Below are 15,242 nucleotides of genomic sequence, written 5' to 3' on the forward strand. Positions count from 1 at the left end.
ATATGGGGCGGGGAGACCTTGGATGCGAGCGATAAATGCCCTGTCGTTCCAATAGCCGCATTGAATTTTGCGCAATGAACTTTCCCGCGCCATCATCGTTGCTATGCTTGACCCGCAGAATGCCGAAAGGAAAGGAAAAGCAATGACCGTTGTTGAAGCCGTGACCGCCGAACCGGAAAGCGCCATCCGCACCATTCACATGGATCTGCCCGTCAATGCCACCTTCCATGTCTGGCTGAAGGCGAAAAAAGCGGCCGAGCCGGGGGCGGTTTCCTTTTCCAACCAGAATGGAAAATTTGCTGAAGTTTCAAGCGTCAACACGGAAGAGTACGGATTTCGAATCTACCAGATCTTCGGCGGCGGCCACGTTGAACTAAGCTATGATACCGTCACGACGGCCGTGTCGGTCATCTACTGGTTCACCGCGTCCGATGTGCTGGAGACGGGTATTACGGTGGTTCATACCAAGCCTGATAATGCAGCGCCCGAACTACCCGGCAGCTATCATTTCCGCCCACCCTTCGGCTGGATGAACGATCCCAACGGCTTTGGCCGGTTCGAGGGACGACCGCATCTTTTCTATCAGCATTATTCGCATGGCCTGCGCTGGAACACGATGCATTGGGGTCACGCCGTCTCGTCCGACTACCTGCGCTGGCGGCATCTGCCGATCTTCCTGTTTCCGTCAGAGGATCTGACAACGCGGCCGGACAAGCGCGGCGGCGCCTATTCCGGCTCCACCATTCCGCTGGTCGAAGGGACAGGCATCCGGGTGTTTTTCACCGAGCAGGTGCAGGACCGCGTTCCCGAACAGCAAATCCAGCTGACGGCGACATCTTCCGATCTCATCATGGCGGGCCAGGCCGAGGTCATCCTGGGCCACCGCCCGGACGGACAGGGGCTGACGCCGGATTTTCGCGATCCTTACGTGTTCCGTGGTCCGGATGGCCTTTGGAAGATGGTGCTTGGCAGCCAGAGCGACGGCGGCGGCGTCATCCTGCTTTACGAAACGCTCGATCCCACCGCCGCTTCCGGCTGGACCTATGTCGGCAAGCTGTGGGTGGAAACCCGCTACAAGACCACGGCCATCGAGTGCCCCTGCCTGTTGCCGCTCGACGGCCCGGCCAATGCGCGCTCCACGCGATGGATGCTTGTCTACGGTCTGATGCATTCCGAAGATCCGGAAACCGGCCGCAAGAACCTGACCATGGCCGATGTGGGCTGGTTCGACGGCAAGACATTCACCAAGGAATTCGGCCAGGAACTTGACTTCGGCACGGATAACTATGCCTTCCAGGCGTTTCTGGATGGTGACAGCATCATCGGCATCGGCTGGCTGGCCAACTGGGCCGACGCCAATCCCGAGATTGATTTCCCGACCTCGATGACGCTGCCGCGCCGGATTCATTACGCGAATGGCGAGCTTCTGACCCCGCCCATCGGCGCGGCGGAAAGCCTGCGCAGCCACATCCTCGACCGCACACGCCTGGCCAATGGCGAACGCGTTCCCTTCACGACCGGTGCGGTGGAAATCCTGTTCGAGCTCACCTCCCCCGGTGCGCCCTTCGAACTGGAACTGGACCATCCCACCGTCAAGCTCGGCGTCGTGTCCGATGAAACCGGGCTGTGGATTCGCCATGAGGATGGGCGCAACGGCCCCTCTCCGCATTACATCGCCAGGGGCGCCAAGGCTTCCCGCGTCCGCATCTTCCTTGATTACGGCTCCATCGAGGTTTTTGCCAATCGCGGGCGCTATGTCGGCACCAAGCGGATCGAGGGATTCGAGCCCGTGCGTTCGGCATTGCTGAAGGCTGCTCCCGATACGGTCGCGCATGCGACCAGCTGGGCGCTGAAGCCGTGAGGAACTTTTTGGCGGACTGGGCGGTTGATAGACTGAAACCGCCCGTTCCGCCGAAAGGAGAGAAGGCATGACCAAAATTCGCGATACCAGCGACCCGATCCTGTTTCCCACCGAAGCCAATGAAAACAAGACCGAGAAAAAACGAGCAGGCAAGGGCATCGTCATCATCATTGGCGCGATCGCCATCATGGCATTTGTCGTCTATCTGGTGGCCATTACCATCGCTACCACTCAGTCTTAAAAGACTTAAGCAGAGGGGCGCGCGGCGGCCTAGGGCCGCTCGCCCCTGAGCCCGCTTGTGGCCATAACCGCGAGCACGGACACAACAACCCCGATCCCGTAAAGATAGATCATCGGAATCGTCACATCGCCCAGCTCGATGTTCTCAACAAGGCTGCTTGCAGCCGCGACCGTGCCACTTGCGCCGGCGCCGGCTGCCGAACCGAGGGTCGCGACTGTCGGCAGCAGCGCGCCGGTCATCTTGCGCTCTTCCTCTGGCGCAGCCTCCATGGCCGCTTGGCTGATGCCCGCCCACGACATGCCGAAGGCGGAGCCGATCAAAATCTGGCCAAGCAACATTTCGCCCCAGTTTCCGGATGCAAGCCCCAATCCCAACAGGATGCAGCCCGGCACCATCTGATAAGGGCCATAATGCAGGCAGATTTCCCGCAGGCGGGCGGATCGCAGACTGCCGATCAGCATTGCGACGAAACTCCAGGCAAGCGGCATCGTCACCACGATGAAGCCTGCAAAAGTTGGCTCATGATTCCACAGATTGATGGCGACGTAAGCGAGATAGACGCTGCCGAGTGCATGCGCATAGGACATCAGGAACAGCACCCAGAAGCCGCTGCCGAGCACCGTCTTCAACCGGAAGGAATCCTTCGGGAACAGACCGACGGAGGGTTGAATTCCAGCGCGCAGCGATGCCCAGAGCAGTGCCGCCCCGGCGAGCAACGCGGCCGCCCGCAAGCCTGCACCCTCAAACGCGGATGGCGCGGAGAAGGCCAGCGCCCCGGCGAGGCAAAGCAACAGTGGCACCAGCGGTTTACGCGGCGCCACAACCGGGCGCTCGGCCGAAACCGCGATGGTGGTATAGGCCACCAGCAGCACGATCAGCGGCGCCGACAGCAGAAAGGTCGCGCGCCACGAGACATGTTCGGTGGCATAGCCGCCGGTGAGCGGGCCGACGAAGGAGGCGACCGCCCAGATTCCCGCCTCGATGGCGAAGACTTTCGGCAGAAGGCCCGAGCGGAAGCCTGCGGGTATGAGGCTGTAGCAGACGGCGACGATCAATCCATCAGCCAGACCCTGCAACGCGCGGCCGACGACAACCCACAGAAATTCCCACGCAATGGCCGAGAGAATCGACCCGAGCGAAAACAGCAGGCAGCAGAGAAGCAGCACCCCACGCGCGCCGAACCTTTCGCGAAACAGCACGGCAGTGACCCCGCCAGCAACCGATCCGACGAAATAAAGACTGTAGGCCCAGCTATAGAAGGCGGCGCCACCAATCTCCTTGACGGCGACCGGCAGGGCCGTCACCACCGCGAACTGATTAAAGGCGTGCAGGCCAATTCCGGAGGAGATGACGGTCAGAAGCGAGAGATTCGCCCCACTCAGCAATTCACTCCAGCCGTTTTTCTCCGCCATTTCCACACTCGACAAAGCCGTATCCTTTCCACTTCCGTGACACGGCGGGGAAACTAGAACCTCAAGCGTGATTGAGGTCAAGACGCCTTTTGCAGCTCAGGTGAAAGTAATCGTCGGGCAGCAGGAACCTGCCGCCCGGCCAGTCGTTTGACCACTGAACAGACGAAAGGAAACCGTCATGGACCCCAAGAAAATCCTGCCCGGCACCGAAGATGCGATGAATGAGGATCTGATCGATCTCGACATCGACGCCCTGCCCGCCAAGGGCGAAATTCCACAGTCCATCGAACACGACATCGAGGAAGCGGAAGCCGAGAGCGAGGACGACGCCTATCAGGAAAGCGACGAAGCACTCCCTGACGATGACGAGGAACGGGTGATCAACCGCAATCCGTCCCGTGAAGGCGGAGCGTTCGACGAGGTTTAAGCGTCTGGCGGGCGGGCTGCGAGACGTTTCAACATGTAACGTCGATGGTCCTGTCCGCCGAAGAACACAGCCAGAATACGCACCATTTCTTTCGGCTCATCAACATCCAGATAGAATATCGCCTGATGTTTTGTTACCCGGCGAATGCCGGGCGACCCGTTGGGCAACAACGTCCCCTGGAAGGCCGCGGTACCGAGCGGCTTCATGTCGCCCTTAATCGCGGTGATACGCTGGATTGCCCTTTCGAAGGCGTCCGCCAGTTCATCGCCAAGGTCGAGGTAGGACTGGACGAGATGATCGAGAATGAGGCCTAGGTCCTCATCGGTCTGTGTTGAGCGCCAGACCTTAAAGGCCATAAGCCGACTTTCGGTCAGCCATCATCGCACCGGTTCGCTTTTCGCCCTCTTCCACCGCTACAAAACCGCCTTGTCTACGGTTATTAAGCAGATCTTGGAGAACCGCAAGCTCCGCCTCTTTGAGTTCTGTTTCCTGTCGGACCAACTCCAGTCCCGCTGCACCGCTGCGCTAAGGCTGGCATATCGTCCTTCTTCCACAAGCTTACGGGCGAAGATGTCCTGTTGGTTAGAAATAGGCGCGGAGGCCTTGATGGACATTGCGAACTCCCTTCGCTGTGGATGCTACTCCGCAGCACATTTCTGCTGATTCAACCAACATCTACCCCTTCAAAACTCCCGCTCCGGCGAATAACCCGCTTCGCGGATAGCCGCTTCCGCGGTCGCGGCGTCGCCCGTTACGGTGAGTTTATGAGCGTTGAGGTCGATGCTAACCGACGCGCCGGGAAGCACTTCGGCAAGCGCGCCACGCAGGGTCTTTTCGCAATGGCCGCAGGTCATGTCGGGGATGAGGAAGGTGGTTGCAGTCATGATCTTCTCCTTTGACCGGCGTCGAGTTTTCGCGCCGGCTCTTTTTTCACGGTCAATGGGTACTGGTGAGCTTGCCGTCTGTCTTGTCGGCGCCTGCGAGATCATCAAGGATGGGGCAATCGGGGCGGTGATCGCCGCCGCAGCAATGGGCGAGATGGGAGAGCGTTTTCACCATGCTTTTCATCTCGGCGATTTTCTGCTCGAGATCCGCGATATGGCCGAGTGCGATATCCTTGACCGCTGAACTCTCGCGGCTCTTGTCCTGCCAGAGTTTCAACAGCGTTTCGGTTTCTTCCAGCGAAAAACCGAGCGTTCGCGCCCGCTTGATGAAGCGCAGATTATGCACATCCTGGGTGCCATAGACGCGGTAATTATTGCCGGTGCGCGCCGCGGGCGTGATCAGCCCGATCTGTTCGTAGTAGCGGATCATCTTGGCGGAAACGCCCGATGCCTCCGATGCCTGGCCGATATTCATGTCGTCACCTCTCTCGTCTCAACCTGTTCCCGCTTCCACGTCGGCACGCCGGGCCTGATGTTGAAACCCGGCAAGATACTGTCACTGATGTTGCCGATGGCAGGACGATTGTCTGTCTCGGTCATGGGAAATCCCCTTTCAACCCCTATGTAGGGATTCCCATGATGGGAAGGTCAAGAGAAGAAGGATTTTTTTGCTGCGAACAAAATCGCGAGCGCCGCTACCAACCAAAGGCCGATGAATACGGCAGCCGCCGCGCGGCTGACGGGACGCATGGGGACTGTCCTCAAAAAGAGTGTCTGCAGACCCTATGCTTGATCTGTCACGGCTATGCAATGATCTCTAAGACACCACGCGTCTGGCCAGATAAATCGTTGTCCCGCCGCATTGCGGATCGCTGCTGACCTGATCGAGAAGGCGGAAACCATGCGCGCGCAGCAAACCTTCATACTCTTCACGCGAAAGGCTCGCGTGATAAAGGGGCTCCCCGCGAAGGGTGCCTAATGCTTCGCCATGTTCGGGACCCGCAGTAAACATCAACGCCGTACGCTCATTGGCGTGAAGATGGAAGACGTCAAACATTCGCCGTTGATCGTCGGGTTTCAGATGGAAAAAGCTGTGCCAGGCAATCAGACCATCGAACCGCCGCCCGAGGCCCAATTCGCGCATATCGGCCACCGCCCAGAAATTTGCGGGAAACCGGCCGCGGCAAAGTTCGATCAGCGGCATCGACGCATCGATCCCGCTGACATCATAGCCCTTAGAAATGAGGTAGCCCGCGATTGGCTCTCCGGAGCCGCAACCTATGTCGAGGATCGAACCGCCATCGGGCAAAAGCGAGGTAAACCTGTCGAGCCAGGTTTTTTCGACAAGAGAGCGATCGCGCTGTTTATCGAAATCAGCGCCGTGTTCGGTATAGAGCCTGATGACGTTCCGAGAGGCGTCACACACGGCCCCATCCCTCCCTTTATGATTTTTCCGCTACCGATGCACCGCCAGCCGCGGAATATCGCGCAGGAAAGCGTCACGCACTGCGGGGCCGAGCGGCTCGTTCGAGGGCTTGTCGGAAACGCGAAGTCTTGCAAAGACGATGTGCTGGCCCTCACGCTCCGCCCAGCCGACGAACCAGCCGAAGGGACGGTTGCGGTCGGGATTGCCCTTTTCGTCGCGGATATATCCGGTGCCTGTCTTGCCATGCACGCTCCAGCTCTCCGGCGCGTCGAAGACGGGGACGATGGCGCGCGTCTTTGCCTGCGCATCGCGGGAAAAAGGCAGGTTGCCGGCGAGCAGCCGACGCAGGAACCCAACCTGTTCAACCGGAGAAATGGTGAGCGATGCGCCGAGCCAGGAATGGGTCAGCCCGTTATTCTTTCCCGGTTCCCCTGAGACATCGGCATTGCCGTAACCGAGGCGCTTCACATAGGCGGCGAATTTTTCCGGGCCGAGGCGGCGGGTGATTTCGCGGGAATACCACAGGACCGAATCCTGCTCCCAGATCGTCGGATCGACGGTCTTACGGTCAGAAGCACGCGCTTCCACGCCCGGTTTCCAGTCCCAGGCGGGCGTCTTTTCATCCTGAAGAATGCCGGCATCGTAACCGATCAGCGCCAGCGGCACCTTAAAGGTCGAGGCCGGCGCGACACGCTGGTCGCAGGCGCCCTGCTGATTGATGATGGCGCCCGTCTCGATTGACGTGACCAGCGTGCACTCGAACGCCTGCGGCGGCTGCTGGGCGGAAGCGGAGAGCGGGAGAAGGCCCGGAAGGGCAAGGCATGAAAGAAGGATGGCGGGCAGCCGGTATCGCATGCGTTTTGATGTCCCTCGTCCGCATTTTGCGGATCATTTGCCGGAATGGTGAAAAGCGGTTTAGGAAAACGATGGGGCAGGAATAGGACCAAGACGAAATTTGCCGTTTTTGATCACGTCCGCTCTTTTTCCGCCGCCTTCTCGCCAACTGTCAGCGGCCAGTCGACCACATAATCCTCGAAGTCGTCAACATCCACATCGGCCTCGCTGACGGTGCGTCCGCGCGCGGAAATGCCCGCCTGATGCACCGTTTCCGTGTCGCCGGAAACGAGATAGTGCCACCAGTACAAATCCTTGCCATCGCGCACCAGTGCATAGGCGCAGGTGGGTGGCAGCCAGCCGATCTCGTGAACCTTCTTCAGGTCGAGCTGGATACAGTCAGGCACGGTGGCGCGGCGGTTTTCGTAATCGGAGCAACGACAGCTCTCACCGTCGAGCAGCACGCAGCGCACCGAGGTGAATACGACTTCGCCGGTGTCCCAGTCTTCCAGCTTGTTGAGACAGCAAAGCCCGCAGCCGTCGCACAGGCTTTCCCATTCCTCGCCGGTCATCTCCGTGAGTGTTTTGGTTTTCCAGAACGGCCCGTCATTCATCGTTAACATTTCCGTTTCATTTTGATCGCTGGACCGGTGTGTTTAACCAGTCCCTAATCCATTATATCGTATCGCCAAAGGCTGGTTTGTACGATATTTTAGCATTTTGGCAGGCGGCGAAGGGGTCATTGGCCCGCGAACTACCGCTACGTCAAGCAATTCCGACATAACCATGCCACGGTTTTGCGTCGGGAATGGGTTGAAGCGCAGAAATACCGACGGCCGCATTGCCTTGAACAGGAAAACATCGCCAGGTGCAGGACGAAAAAGACGATAAAAAAGGCCGGAAAAAACGGCACATCCTGCTCCGGATCGATAGCTTCATCGATAGCGGCCTGTGGACGGCTGGCGCGCGGCTGGTTGATTTCTGGGAAGATGTCACCATCGCTTCGCGCAAGCTGCATGTCCGCGGCTGGAAGAAGCTCCTTGTCAATCTCACCTGCGACGCGCTGACTTTCGGAACCGCTGGCTCCGTCGTGCTGCTGGCTCTGGCCATGCCAGCCTTTGAGGAAACCAAGAAGGACTGGCGTTATAGGGGTGATTTCGCCGTCACCTTCCTCGACCGTTATGGCAACACCATCGGCCATCGCGGGATCATCCATGAAGATTCCGTACCGATCGACCAGATGCCGGATCATTTCATCAAGGCGGTGCTGGCGACCGAGGACCGGCGCTTCTTCGACCATTTCGGTATCGATTTCATCGGCCTTGCCCGCGCCATGAGCGAAAACGCCCGTGCCGGCGGCGTGGTGCAGGGCGGCTCGACGCTCACGCAGCAGCTCGCCAAGAACCTGTTTTTGACCAATGAGCGCTCGCTGGAGCGCAAGATCAAGGAAGCCTTCCTCGCGCTGTGGCTCGAGACCAACATGTCGAAGAAGGAAATCCTCTCCCTCTATCTCGACCGCGCCTACATGGGCGGCGGCACCTTCGGTGCTGCTGCGGCGGCGCAGTTTTACTTTGGCAAGAACCTGACCGACGTGACGCTGGCCGAATCCGCCATCCTTGCGGGCCTGTTCAAGGCGCCGGCCAAATATGCGCCGCACGTCAACCTGCCGGCAGCGCGCGCCCGCGCGAATACCGTTCTTTCCAACCTCGTGCAGAGCGGGCTGATGACTGAGGGCCAAGTGGTCGGCGCACGGCGCAATCCCGCTACCGTCATCGACCGCGAAGACGTCAAGGCGCCCGATTATTTCCTCGACTGGGCTTTCGACGAGGTGCAGCGTCTGGCCGCCGAGGGAAAGTTCAGGGATCACACCGTCGTTGTGCGCACCACCATCGATACCGGCCTGCAGCAGGCGGCGGAACAGGCGATGGAAATGGAGCTCCGCGAATATGGCGAGGGTTACCGCGTCAAGCAGGGCGCGATCGTGATGATCGAAAATGGCGGCGGCATTCGCGCCATGGTCGGTGGGCGGGACTATGGCGAAAGCCAGTTCAACCGCGCCACGGCGGCGCTGCGCCAGCCGGGTTCTTCGTTCAAGGTCTATACCTATTCGGCCGCCATGGAAAAGGGCATGAAGCCGGAAACGCTGATCTCGGATGCGCCGGTGACGTGGCGTGGCTGGTCGCCGCAGAATTACGGCCGCTCCTATGCCGGCAAGGTCACGCTGCAGATGGCGCTTGCCAAGTCCTATAATACCGTGCCGGTGCGGCTCGCCAAGGACGTGCTCGGCACGCAGGTCATCGTCGATACCGCAAAAGCAATGGGCGTCGCTACGCCGCTGCGCAGCGACAAGACCATTCCGCTCGGCACGTCCGAAGTGACGGTTCTCGATCAGGCTACCGCCTATGCCGTGTTCCCGGCCGGTGGCATGCAGTCGCGCCGCCACGGCATCGAGCAGGTCCTGGATTACGAGGGCAACGTCCTTTACGATTTCAGCCATAACGAGCCGCCCGCCAAGCGCGTGCTGTCAGAAGATGCCAATGCGAAGATGAACCAGATGCTGGTAACCATCCCGGTCATGGGCACGGCCCGGCGGGGCGCGCTTGAGAACGGCATCGTCTCCGGCGGCAAGACCGGCACCTCGCAGGCCTATCGCGATGCCTGGTACGTGGGCTTTACGGGCAATTACACGACCGCCGTCTGGTTCGGCAACGACGAGTTCACCCCGATGAATAACATGACCGGTGGCGCCCTGCCCGCCATGACCTTCAAGCGGCTGATGGATTACGCCCATCAGGGCATGGAGCTGCGCCCCATCCCCGGTATCCAGAACCCGCTGCCGACGGGCGCCCGCCCGCAGCCCTCTGCCGAAGTGGCGGCCGCCTCAACGAATACGCCTACCATGCCGGCGCTCACGCGCCCTCGCTCGCTTTCAGCCGAAGCCACGCGCGTCATTCGCTCCATCGGACGGAAGATGAAGGAGGCGACAGCGCTGAGCGTGACGACGCAGAAGGTGGCGGATGCTTCATCGCATGAAGGCTGCGATGCCACGCGGCGGTGAGGTTATGGCGCCGTAAAGACGTTGGGGGAGCCTGTGGCTCACCCCCTCTGCCCTGCCGGACGACGCCTCACACCACCAACACCGCCCTCGCCGTCCCCACGACCGCATCCGTCAGTCCTTTCAGCCGCTCGGCCGCAAGCCGGTTGACCTGCCAGTAGAGAGGCGTATCAAGTGGCGTGCCGGGGACGACCTCGACCAGCCGCTCCGCCGTTAAATGCTCTGCGACAAGCTGCACGGGATTGAGGCCCCAGCCCATGCCGGCAAGGCTTGCCTTGACGAAACCGTCTGTCGAAGGCAGCCAATGGGTGGGATAAGAGACGTCCTTGCCCAACACCTTTCTGATCCAGTTCGCCTGTAGACGGTCCTTCTGGTTGAAAGTGAGCCCCGGCGCGCGGGAAAGCGATGCTGAATTCACGCCCTCGGCGAAATGGCGGGCCATGAAATCGGGGCTGGCTGTCGCGTGGTAGCGCAGAACGCCGAGCGGCGTCACGCGGCAGCCCTGCACGGGCTTGTCATGGGCGGTGACGGCGGCGAGCACCCTGCCCGCGCGCAGCCACTCCACCGTATGATCCTGATCATCCACCGCAATGTTCACGAGATAGTCGCTCCCGCCGGTGAATTTCGATACCGCATCGAGAAACCACGTACCGAGGCTGTCTGCGTTGGTGGCAATGTTGAGCGTGACGGGCTCGCGTGCCACGCCGGAATCGGCAAGCGCCGGAAGCCGTTGGAACAACTCGCTCTCCAGCATGCCGACATGGTCCATGTGGCGACACAGCCATTCGCCCTTTTCCGTCGCCACACAGGGGTTGCCACGCACGATCAGCACCACGCCCATCCGCTCCTCCAGCTGCTTGATGCGCTGGGAAACGGCGGAAGGCGTGACGTGCATGGCTTGCGCCGCCTTCTCGAAGCTGCCGGTCCGGGCGACAAGCGCAACGGCGCGCAGGGAAGAATAGTCCAACATTAGCGCTGCTTATCCTGATTGAGATAGTTTAATTTGAATAATCCATCCCGCGCGAATATCCAAGGTCTCAGGCGAGCGAAGGATGCGGCGATGGCTTGCTTCAGCCGTGACAACGAAAGGCAGCAATGCGCATGAACATGCAGATCTTCTTCACCGGGCTCACCATGGGTCTCAGTCTGATCGTTGCCATCGGCGCGCAGAATGCCTTCGTGCTGAAACAGGGGCTCGCCCGCTCGCATGTCTTTGCCGTCTGCGCCACCTGCGCGATCGCAGATGCACTGCTGATTACCGTCGGTGTGTTCGGTTTTCAGCGGATCAGCGCGATCATGCCGGCGCTCGATCCCGTCATGCGCTATGCAGGAGCCGCCTTCCTCCTCTGGTACGGCGCTAAAAGCCTGCATTCGGCGCTACGTTCATCCGAGGTGCTTTCCATCAGGGAGCGGCAGGAGACGAGCCTGTGGCAGACGCTCGCCATTTGTCTCGCACTCACCTTCCTCAATCCACATGTCTATCTGGATACCGTCGTGCTGCTCGGCACCATTTCCACGCAGTTTCCCGGTTTCGAAAAGACTTTTGCGGCAGGTGCCGCCACCGGTTCGCTGCTGTTCTTCTTTTCGCTGGGTTACGGCGCGCGCTGGCTGCGGCCGATCTTCGAGAAGCCATCGGCCTGGCGCACGCTCGAAGGCGTGATCGCCGTCACCATGTGGGCCATCGCCTTCAAGCTCGTCATGGGTGCCTGAAGCCCGGAATGGGAGACGCCCCGCACTTTCAAGAGGACTAAACAAGCGGCGCCATTTTCCAAACGGGGAATCAGTGATAGTCCTCGACCTGTTCGAAAATGGGAAAGCAGCGTGTTTCGAGTTCCATTCCTTGTTGGCATTGCCCTTCTGATCGCCTTTGGCGGCGGCATTGCCGCGACGATGGCGGCGCTTGAAGCCACGTCCGGCTTTGGATCGATCCGCATCGGCTCCTGGGATGCGTTTCCCGAAGCGCAGACGATTGAGGCCGATCCTTATGCCAAATCGCACCGGGCCGATGCCGGCCGGCTGCTTTATGGAACCGCCGAAGGCTTGTCTTTTACAGCCGCGGTGGATAGCGACGGCCAGCGCCTGACCGGCGAATGCCGCTACCGGCTGGCGGGCACCGTGCCGCCCGCGCGTTTCTGGACGATTTACACGGCCGATCAGCAGGGTAACGTTCTGGCTGAAGATGCCGGGCGGCCCTTCGCGCTGAACTCCCGCACGCTGCTGCGCAGCGCCGATGGCGGCATCGACATCACCATCGCTGCGGACGCTCAAACCTATAATTGGCTGGCGGTGCCGCAGGGTCAGACCTTCAAGCTCGTGATGACCCTGCTCGACACGCCGATTGCCGGCAGTTCCGGACTGATCGACATCACCATGCCGCAAATTCGCAAGCTGGGGTGTGGCAATGCTTAGGGTCCTGCTCGCCATCGTCACCGGTCTCGTCGGCGCGGCTGTGCTGCATGTCATCATTCTTCTGGCGATACCGCATTTCAGTAACCGTGACGCCTATACGCGCGCCGTGGCGGAAGGAAAGCCGCATGTCTTTCACCTGCTGGAGGAGACGACGGAGAAAAAGACCCTTGGCAGCGGCGATCCCTTCATGCGCGTCGCGGTCTGCACCTTCAATATCGAAGAACAGCCGATCCGCCTGACGGCCATCGGTGCGGTGCCCTTCTGGTCGGTTGCGGTTTACGACAAGGCGTCGAACGAGGTCTTCAGCATGAACGACCGCACGTCTGCGGGTGGCGAAATGGATATTCTTGTCGCCGATGCGGTTCAGATCGCGGCGATCCGCAAGGCGCAGCCGCCCGCGCTTGCGCAGGCCATTCTGGCGGAATCGGATCAGACGGAAGGATATGTGGTGTTGCGGACCATGGTGCCGCAGCCGAGTTTCGGCGAAGAGGCCGAGCGGTTCTTAAGCGAGGCAAAGTGCCAGCCGACACCGTGGAAATAGCCCCGCGTCATTGCTGATAATCACGACGTGAGGGCGGTATCCGTCGTGGCGTTGCCGTTGCGCACGACCTTGCCTGCCGGCTCGGTATCGCGTTTTTCATATCGAACGCCGGTGAACAGCACGACCTTCGCCGGGCCAATCATCCGCTCCGCAAGCTCTGTCGGACGCAGATTCCGCTTTGCCGCGGCTATTGGAATAATCTCTGCCATGCTTCATCTCCTCTTCGGGACATGAGTGTCAATGTTGCCCATGGGAACCGCGCAGGCCTCATCCTGCGTCGGGAATGTCATCACCATCACATTGCGCATAGGCCAGCCCACAGACTGGTATGTGCACGATCCAAAATTACGAGAGCGTCTTAGAACGGGATCGTGCGCAGATTCAGGCTTCGCATGCCATTTTTGTATTTATTCTGTCCGTTAGAATAACATGGAATCCTAATACTGCCCATGAAATTACAAACAGACAGAGGTTAATGTTTCGTTAACCCTAATTGCTGCAGCCTCATTTCTTTCTCGTTGGGCTACACCCGTTGAAAACTAGGGCGATGCGGCAAAGTTCCATCGCTTTTCCGGCATCATCAAGGATTTAAAATTTCCTTGTTGAAAGTGTCGGATTCCCCCTTGCCGACCCCCATAGTTAACAGGACGTCAACGCATTTGCTCTAATTTGAGCCGATATTGTGTTTGCGTTTGTTGGGTAGTGCGTTGACCGACCGGTTTCGAGAACTTGAGAGGCCAAGAGCCGTGAGGAAGAAAGATGTGGTGCTTATGGCCACGGTGACGAATTTCGAGACTATTTCCCATCCGTCAAAAACGGACCTTCGGCAGTTCGCAGAACTCTTCATGCCGCTTTTCAATGCCTCCACGGATGAAGCCAAGCGGGAGGCAATCGCCGCGCTTTCCCAGCATCCAGCCGTGCCTTCCGCCGTCGCTTTCTTCATCGCCTGCCAGCCTATTTCGCTTGCGGCGCCCTTCCTCATTTCCTCCAAATGCCTTGATGACGATACGCTGATAACTGTTGCCCGCACGCAAGGGGCAGCCCATGCGCGCGCCATCGTCCGGCGCGAGGACCTCTCCCCCACCGTTATCGACGCGCTTGTCGGCCTTCGCCACGCGGAAGATCTGAAGCGGCCAGAAGAGCCGACGCCAAAGACGGAGATAGAGACGGAGACGCAGGCAGCTGCCACAGGTCCCACCGAGCCGCCGGCCGAAGTCGAAACGGACAAGCTTGCCGCCGCTTCCGCGCTCGAGGAAGACATGCGCCAGCGGATCAAGCAGATGGCCCGCCACCTCCACCGCCCGGAGACCGACACGCTCGGCCTGCGCCGCCTGACCGAGGTGCAGGAGGCGTTGCTGGTGCGCTTCGCGCGCGAGCGCAACGCCCGGCAATTCGCGGTGGCGCTGGCAGACTCACTCTCCTCCAGCTACTGGCTGTCTGAGCGCATCATGCTCGACATTTCCGGTGCGCAACTCGCAACGACGCTGACTGGGCTTGGCATGGAGTTTTCCGAGGCGGCCTTCGTGCTGCAATGCTTCTATCCGCATCTCTCCGCCGCCGAAGGCGACATGAGCCGTGCCGAAGCGCTGCTTGACCGCCTGAACATCATTGAAAGCGAAGAGCGGCTGGAAAGCTGGCGCCGGGCCGACAGCTATACGCATGGACGCGAGCGTAACGCCCACGCGCCCGCGGCGCAGAAGACCGGCACACGGGGATAATGCGCCTGCCCTGCGGCGGGAGCCACAACAGGCTTCGTGGCCGCAGAAGCGAGGCCGTGGCCTGCCTCTAAGACCTGGGCTGATCAACCAGCGTCAACAGCGTCCCGATCTCGTCGGTCTCTATTTCGACAACCCACAGATCGCTGTCGAAGCGACGCTCCTTTTCCAGCAGCGCAGCGCTTTCGTCGGCCTCCACGCCGGAAAGACGCGTTTCGAAACGCCGCTCGGCACGGATTTCCTCGTCATCGGCGAAACTCTGCGGTGCGGGGCCATAGAGGTTCTCGCGGCCATCGCGCAGCCGCTGGCGAACGAAAATAGCGCCCGCCTCCTCCGCACCCTTCTTTTCGACAGCTGCAAATCCACCGGCCGTGAAGACGCGGCGGATGAGGGCTGAGACGAACATTTCGGATTTGAGGCGCATGGGTTTGCTTTCG

General features: G+C 60.1%; 19 protein-coding genes. 8 read left to right on the forward strand and 11 right to left on the reverse strand.

All coding sequences use genetic code 11. The features are described from left to right. The first annotated feature begins 142 nt into the window (after positions 1–142). Together FS804_RS05020 and FS804_RS05025 are read left to right on the forward strand one after the other, a co-directional pair. Complete coding sequence (locus FS804_RS05020; protein ID WP_144575243.1) at positions 143–1,861, forward strand: glycoside hydrolase family 32 protein; 1,719 nt, start codon at positions 143–145, stop codon at positions 1,859–1,861. Positions 1,862–1,928: 67 nt separating this feature from the next. Beyond that, positions 1,929–2,102, forward strand: a complete 174-nt coding sequence (locus FS804_RS05025; protein WP_077225035.1) for a hypothetical protein — start codon at positions 1,929–1,931, stop codon at positions 2,100–2,102. A 29-nt stretch (positions 2,103–2,131) separates the two neighbouring features. Here the strand turns inward: FS804_RS05025 and FS804_RS05030 are convergent, their stop codons facing one another. Next, positions 2,132–3,520, reverse strand: a complete 1,389-nt coding sequence (locus FS804_RS05030) for an MFS transporter (protein WP_246665858.1) — start codon at positions 3,518–3,520, stop codon at positions 2,132–2,134. A 172-nt stretch (positions 3,521–3,692) separates the two neighbouring features. Here FS804_RS05030 and FS804_RS05035 point away from each other — a divergent pair, with 172 nt between their 5' ends. Then, positions 3,693–3,941 carry a hypothetical protein gene (locus FS804_RS05035; protein WP_144575246.1) on the forward strand — a complete coding sequence of 83 codons (249 nt, stop codon included), beginning with the start codon at positions 3,693–3,695 and terminating at the stop codon, positions 3,939–3,941. On the opposite strand, the gene FS804_RS05040 is transcribed toward FS804_RS05035, so the two are convergent. The 7 genes from FS804_RS05040 to FS804_RS05070 form a co-directional block, all read right to left on the reverse strand. Then, positions 3,938–4,297 carry a type II toxin-antitoxin system RelE/ParE family toxin gene (locus tag FS804_RS05040; RefSeq protein ID WP_144575249.1) on the reverse strand — a complete coding sequence of 120 codons (360 nt, stop codon included), beginning with the start codon at positions 4,295–4,297 and terminating at the stop codon, positions 3,938–3,940. The genes FS804_RS05035 and FS804_RS05040 overlap by 4 nt on opposite strands. A 327-nt stretch (positions 4,298–4,624) precedes the next feature. Continuing rightward, entirely contained in the window at positions 4,625–4,825 is a 201-nt protein-coding gene (locus FS804_RS05050) for a heavy-metal-associated domain-containing protein (RefSeq protein WP_063950945.1), read from the reverse strand. Between the two features lie 52 nt (positions 4,826–4,877). Next, entirely contained in the window at positions 4,878–5,300 is a 423-nt protein-coding gene (gene cueR, locus FS804_RS05055) for a Cu(I)-responsive transcriptional regulator (protein ID WP_063950944.1), read from the reverse strand. After that, entirely contained in the window at positions 5,297–5,425 is a 129-nt protein-coding gene (locus FS804_RS25360; RefSeq protein ID WP_256366751.1) for a hypothetical protein, read from the reverse strand. Before FS804_RS25360 ends, cueR begins: the two co-directional genes overlap by 4 nt. A gap of 217 nt (positions 5,426–5,642) precedes the next feature. Next, positions 5,643–6,251: a class I SAM-dependent methyltransferase gene (locus FS804_RS05060; protein ID WP_144575253.1), complete on the reverse strand. Its 609-nt coding sequence runs from the start codon at positions 6,249–6,251 to the stop codon at positions 5,643–5,645. Positions 6,252–6,281: 30 nt separating this feature from the next. Continuing rightward, complete coding sequence (gene blaOXA / locus FS804_RS05065) at positions 6,282–7,106, reverse strand: class D beta-lactamase (protein ID WP_063950942.1); 825 nt, start codon at positions 7,104–7,106, stop codon at positions 6,282–6,284. A gap of 113 nt (positions 7,107–7,219) precedes the next feature. Beyond that, positions 7,220–7,699 (reverse strand): YcgN family cysteine cluster protein, encoded by a 480-nt coding sequence (locus FS804_RS05070; protein WP_144575256.1) that lies wholly within the window; start codon positions 7,697–7,699, stop codon positions 7,220–7,222. Positions 7,700–7,953: 254 nt separating this feature from the next. On the opposite strand from FS804_RS05070, the gene FS804_RS05075 reads away from it, so the two are divergent. Next, a complete protein-coding gene (locus tag FS804_RS05075; RefSeq protein WP_144575259.1) occupies positions 7,954–10,143 on the forward strand; it encodes a transglycosylase domain-containing protein in 2,190 nt (729 codons plus the stop codon). 67 nt (positions 10,144–10,210) lie between these two features. Here the strand turns inward: FS804_RS05075 and FS804_RS05080 are convergent, their stop codons facing one another. Continuing rightward, the gene (locus FS804_RS05080; RefSeq protein WP_144575262.1) at positions 10,211–11,110 is read right to left on the reverse strand and encodes a LysR family transcriptional regulator ArgP; all 900 of its coding nucleotides are present in this window, start codon (positions 11,108–11,110) and stop codon (positions 10,211–10,213) included. Between the two features lie 131 nt (positions 11,111–11,241). On the opposite strand from FS804_RS05080, the gene FS804_RS05085 reads away from it, so the two are divergent. From FS804_RS05085 to FS804_RS05095, 3 genes are all read left to right on the forward strand, one after another. After that, positions 11,242–11,850: a LysE/ArgO family amino acid transporter gene (locus FS804_RS05085; protein ID WP_063951104.1), complete on the forward strand. Its 609-nt coding sequence runs from the start codon at positions 11,242–11,244 to the stop codon at positions 11,848–11,850. A gap of 111 nt (positions 11,851–11,961) precedes the next feature. Then, positions 11,962–12,549, forward strand: coding sequence for a DUF1214 domain-containing protein (locus tag FS804_RS05090; RefSeq protein WP_063950938.1), 588 nt, complete (start codon positions 11,962–11,964; stop codon positions 12,547–12,549). Further along, positions 12,542–13,090: a hypothetical protein gene (locus tag FS804_RS05095; protein WP_063950937.1), complete on the forward strand. Its 549-nt coding sequence runs from the start codon at positions 12,542–12,544 to the stop codon at positions 13,088–13,090. The genes FS804_RS05090 and FS804_RS05095 overlap by 8 nt, the downstream gene beginning before the upstream one ends. 20 nt (positions 13,091–13,110) lie before the next feature. Here the strand turns inward: FS804_RS05095 and FS804_RS05100 are convergent, their stop codons facing one another. Then, positions 13,111–13,299 carry a hypothetical protein gene (locus FS804_RS05100; RefSeq protein ID WP_144575265.1) on the reverse strand — a complete coding sequence of 63 codons (189 nt, stop codon included), beginning with the start codon at positions 13,297–13,299 and terminating at the stop codon, positions 13,111–13,113. A 561-nt stretch (positions 13,300–13,860) separates the two neighbouring features. Between FS804_RS05100 and FS804_RS05105 the strand changes: the two genes are divergently transcribed. Further along, positions 13,861–14,808: a DUF2336 domain-containing protein gene (locus tag FS804_RS05105; RefSeq protein WP_186376731.1), complete on the forward strand. Its 948-nt coding sequence runs from the start codon at positions 13,861–13,863 to the stop codon at positions 14,806–14,808. A gap of 67 nt (positions 14,809–14,875) precedes the next feature. On the opposite strand, the gene FS804_RS05110 is transcribed toward FS804_RS05105, so the two are convergent. Further along, complete coding sequence (locus tag FS804_RS05110) at positions 14,876–15,229, reverse strand: DUF1491 family protein (protein WP_144575271.1); 354 nt, start codon at positions 15,227–15,229, stop codon at positions 14,876–14,878. Positions 15,230–15,242: the final 13 nt, after the last annotated feature.

This window comes from Agrobacterium sp. DE0009 (assembly GCF_007680755.1).
GTDB lineage: Bacteria > Pseudomonadota > Alphaproteobacteria > Rhizobiales > Rhizobiaceae > Agrobacterium > Agrobacterium tumefaciens_B.

Excerpts from the sequence above, each read along its gene's own strand:
- FS804_RS05020 (WP_144575243.1), top strand. The coding sequence starts at position 143 with ATGACCGTTGTTGAAGCCGTGACCGCCGAACCGGAAAGCGCCATCCGC.
- FS804_RS05025 (WP_077225035.1), top strand. The coding sequence starts at position 1,929 with ATGACCAAAATTCGCGATACCAGCGACCCGATCCTGTTTCCCACCGAA.
- FS804_RS05035 (WP_144575246.1), top strand. The coding sequence starts at position 3,693 with ATGGACCCCAAGAAAATCCTGCCCGGCACCGAAGATGCGATGAATGAG.
- FS804_RS05040 (WP_144575249.1), bottom strand. The coding sequence starts at position 4,297 with ATGGCCTTTAAGGTCTGGCGCTCAACACAGACCGATGAGGACCTAGGC.
- FS804_RS05050 (WP_063950945.1), bottom strand. The coding sequence starts at position 4,825 with ATGACTGCAACCACCTTCCTCATCCCCGACATGACCTGCGGCCATTGC.
- cueR (WP_063950944.1), bottom strand. The coding sequence starts at position 5,300 with ATGAATATCGGCCAGGCATCGGAGGCATCGGGCGTTTCCGCCAAGATG.
- FS804_RS25360 (WP_256366751.1), bottom strand. The coding sequence starts at position 5,425 with ATGACCGAGACAGACAATCGTCCTGCCATCGGCAACATCAGTGACAGT.
- blaOXA (WP_063950942.1), bottom strand. The coding sequence starts at position 7,106 with ATGCGATACCGGCTGCCCGCCATCCTTCTTTCATGCCTTGCCCTTCCG.
- FS804_RS05070 (WP_144575256.1), bottom strand. The coding sequence starts at position 7,699 with ATGAATGACGGGCCGTTCTGGAAAACCAAAACACTCACGGAGATGACC.
- FS804_RS05080 (WP_144575262.1), bottom strand. The coding sequence starts at position 11,110 with ATGTTGGACTATTCTTCCCTGCGCGCCGTTGCGCTTGTCGCCCGGACC.
- FS804_RS05085 (WP_063951104.1), top strand. The coding sequence starts at position 11,242 with ATGAACATGCAGATCTTCTTCACCGGGCTCACCATGGGTCTCAGTCTG.
- FS804_RS05095 (WP_063950937.1), top strand. The coding sequence starts at position 12,542 with ATGCTTAGGGTCCTGCTCGCCATCGTCACCGGTCTCGTCGGCGCGGCT.
- FS804_RS05100 (WP_144575265.1), bottom strand. The coding sequence starts at position 13,299 with ATGGCAGAGATTATTCCAATAGCCGCGGCAAAGCGGAATCTGCGTCCG.
- FS804_RS05105 (WP_186376731.1), top strand. The coding sequence starts at position 13,861 with ATGGCCACGGTGACGAATTTCGAGACTATTTCCCATCCGTCAAAAACG.
- FS804_RS05110 (WP_144575271.1), bottom strand. The coding sequence starts at position 15,229 with ATGCGCCTCAAATCCGAAATGTTCGTCTCAGCCCTCATCCGCCGCGTC.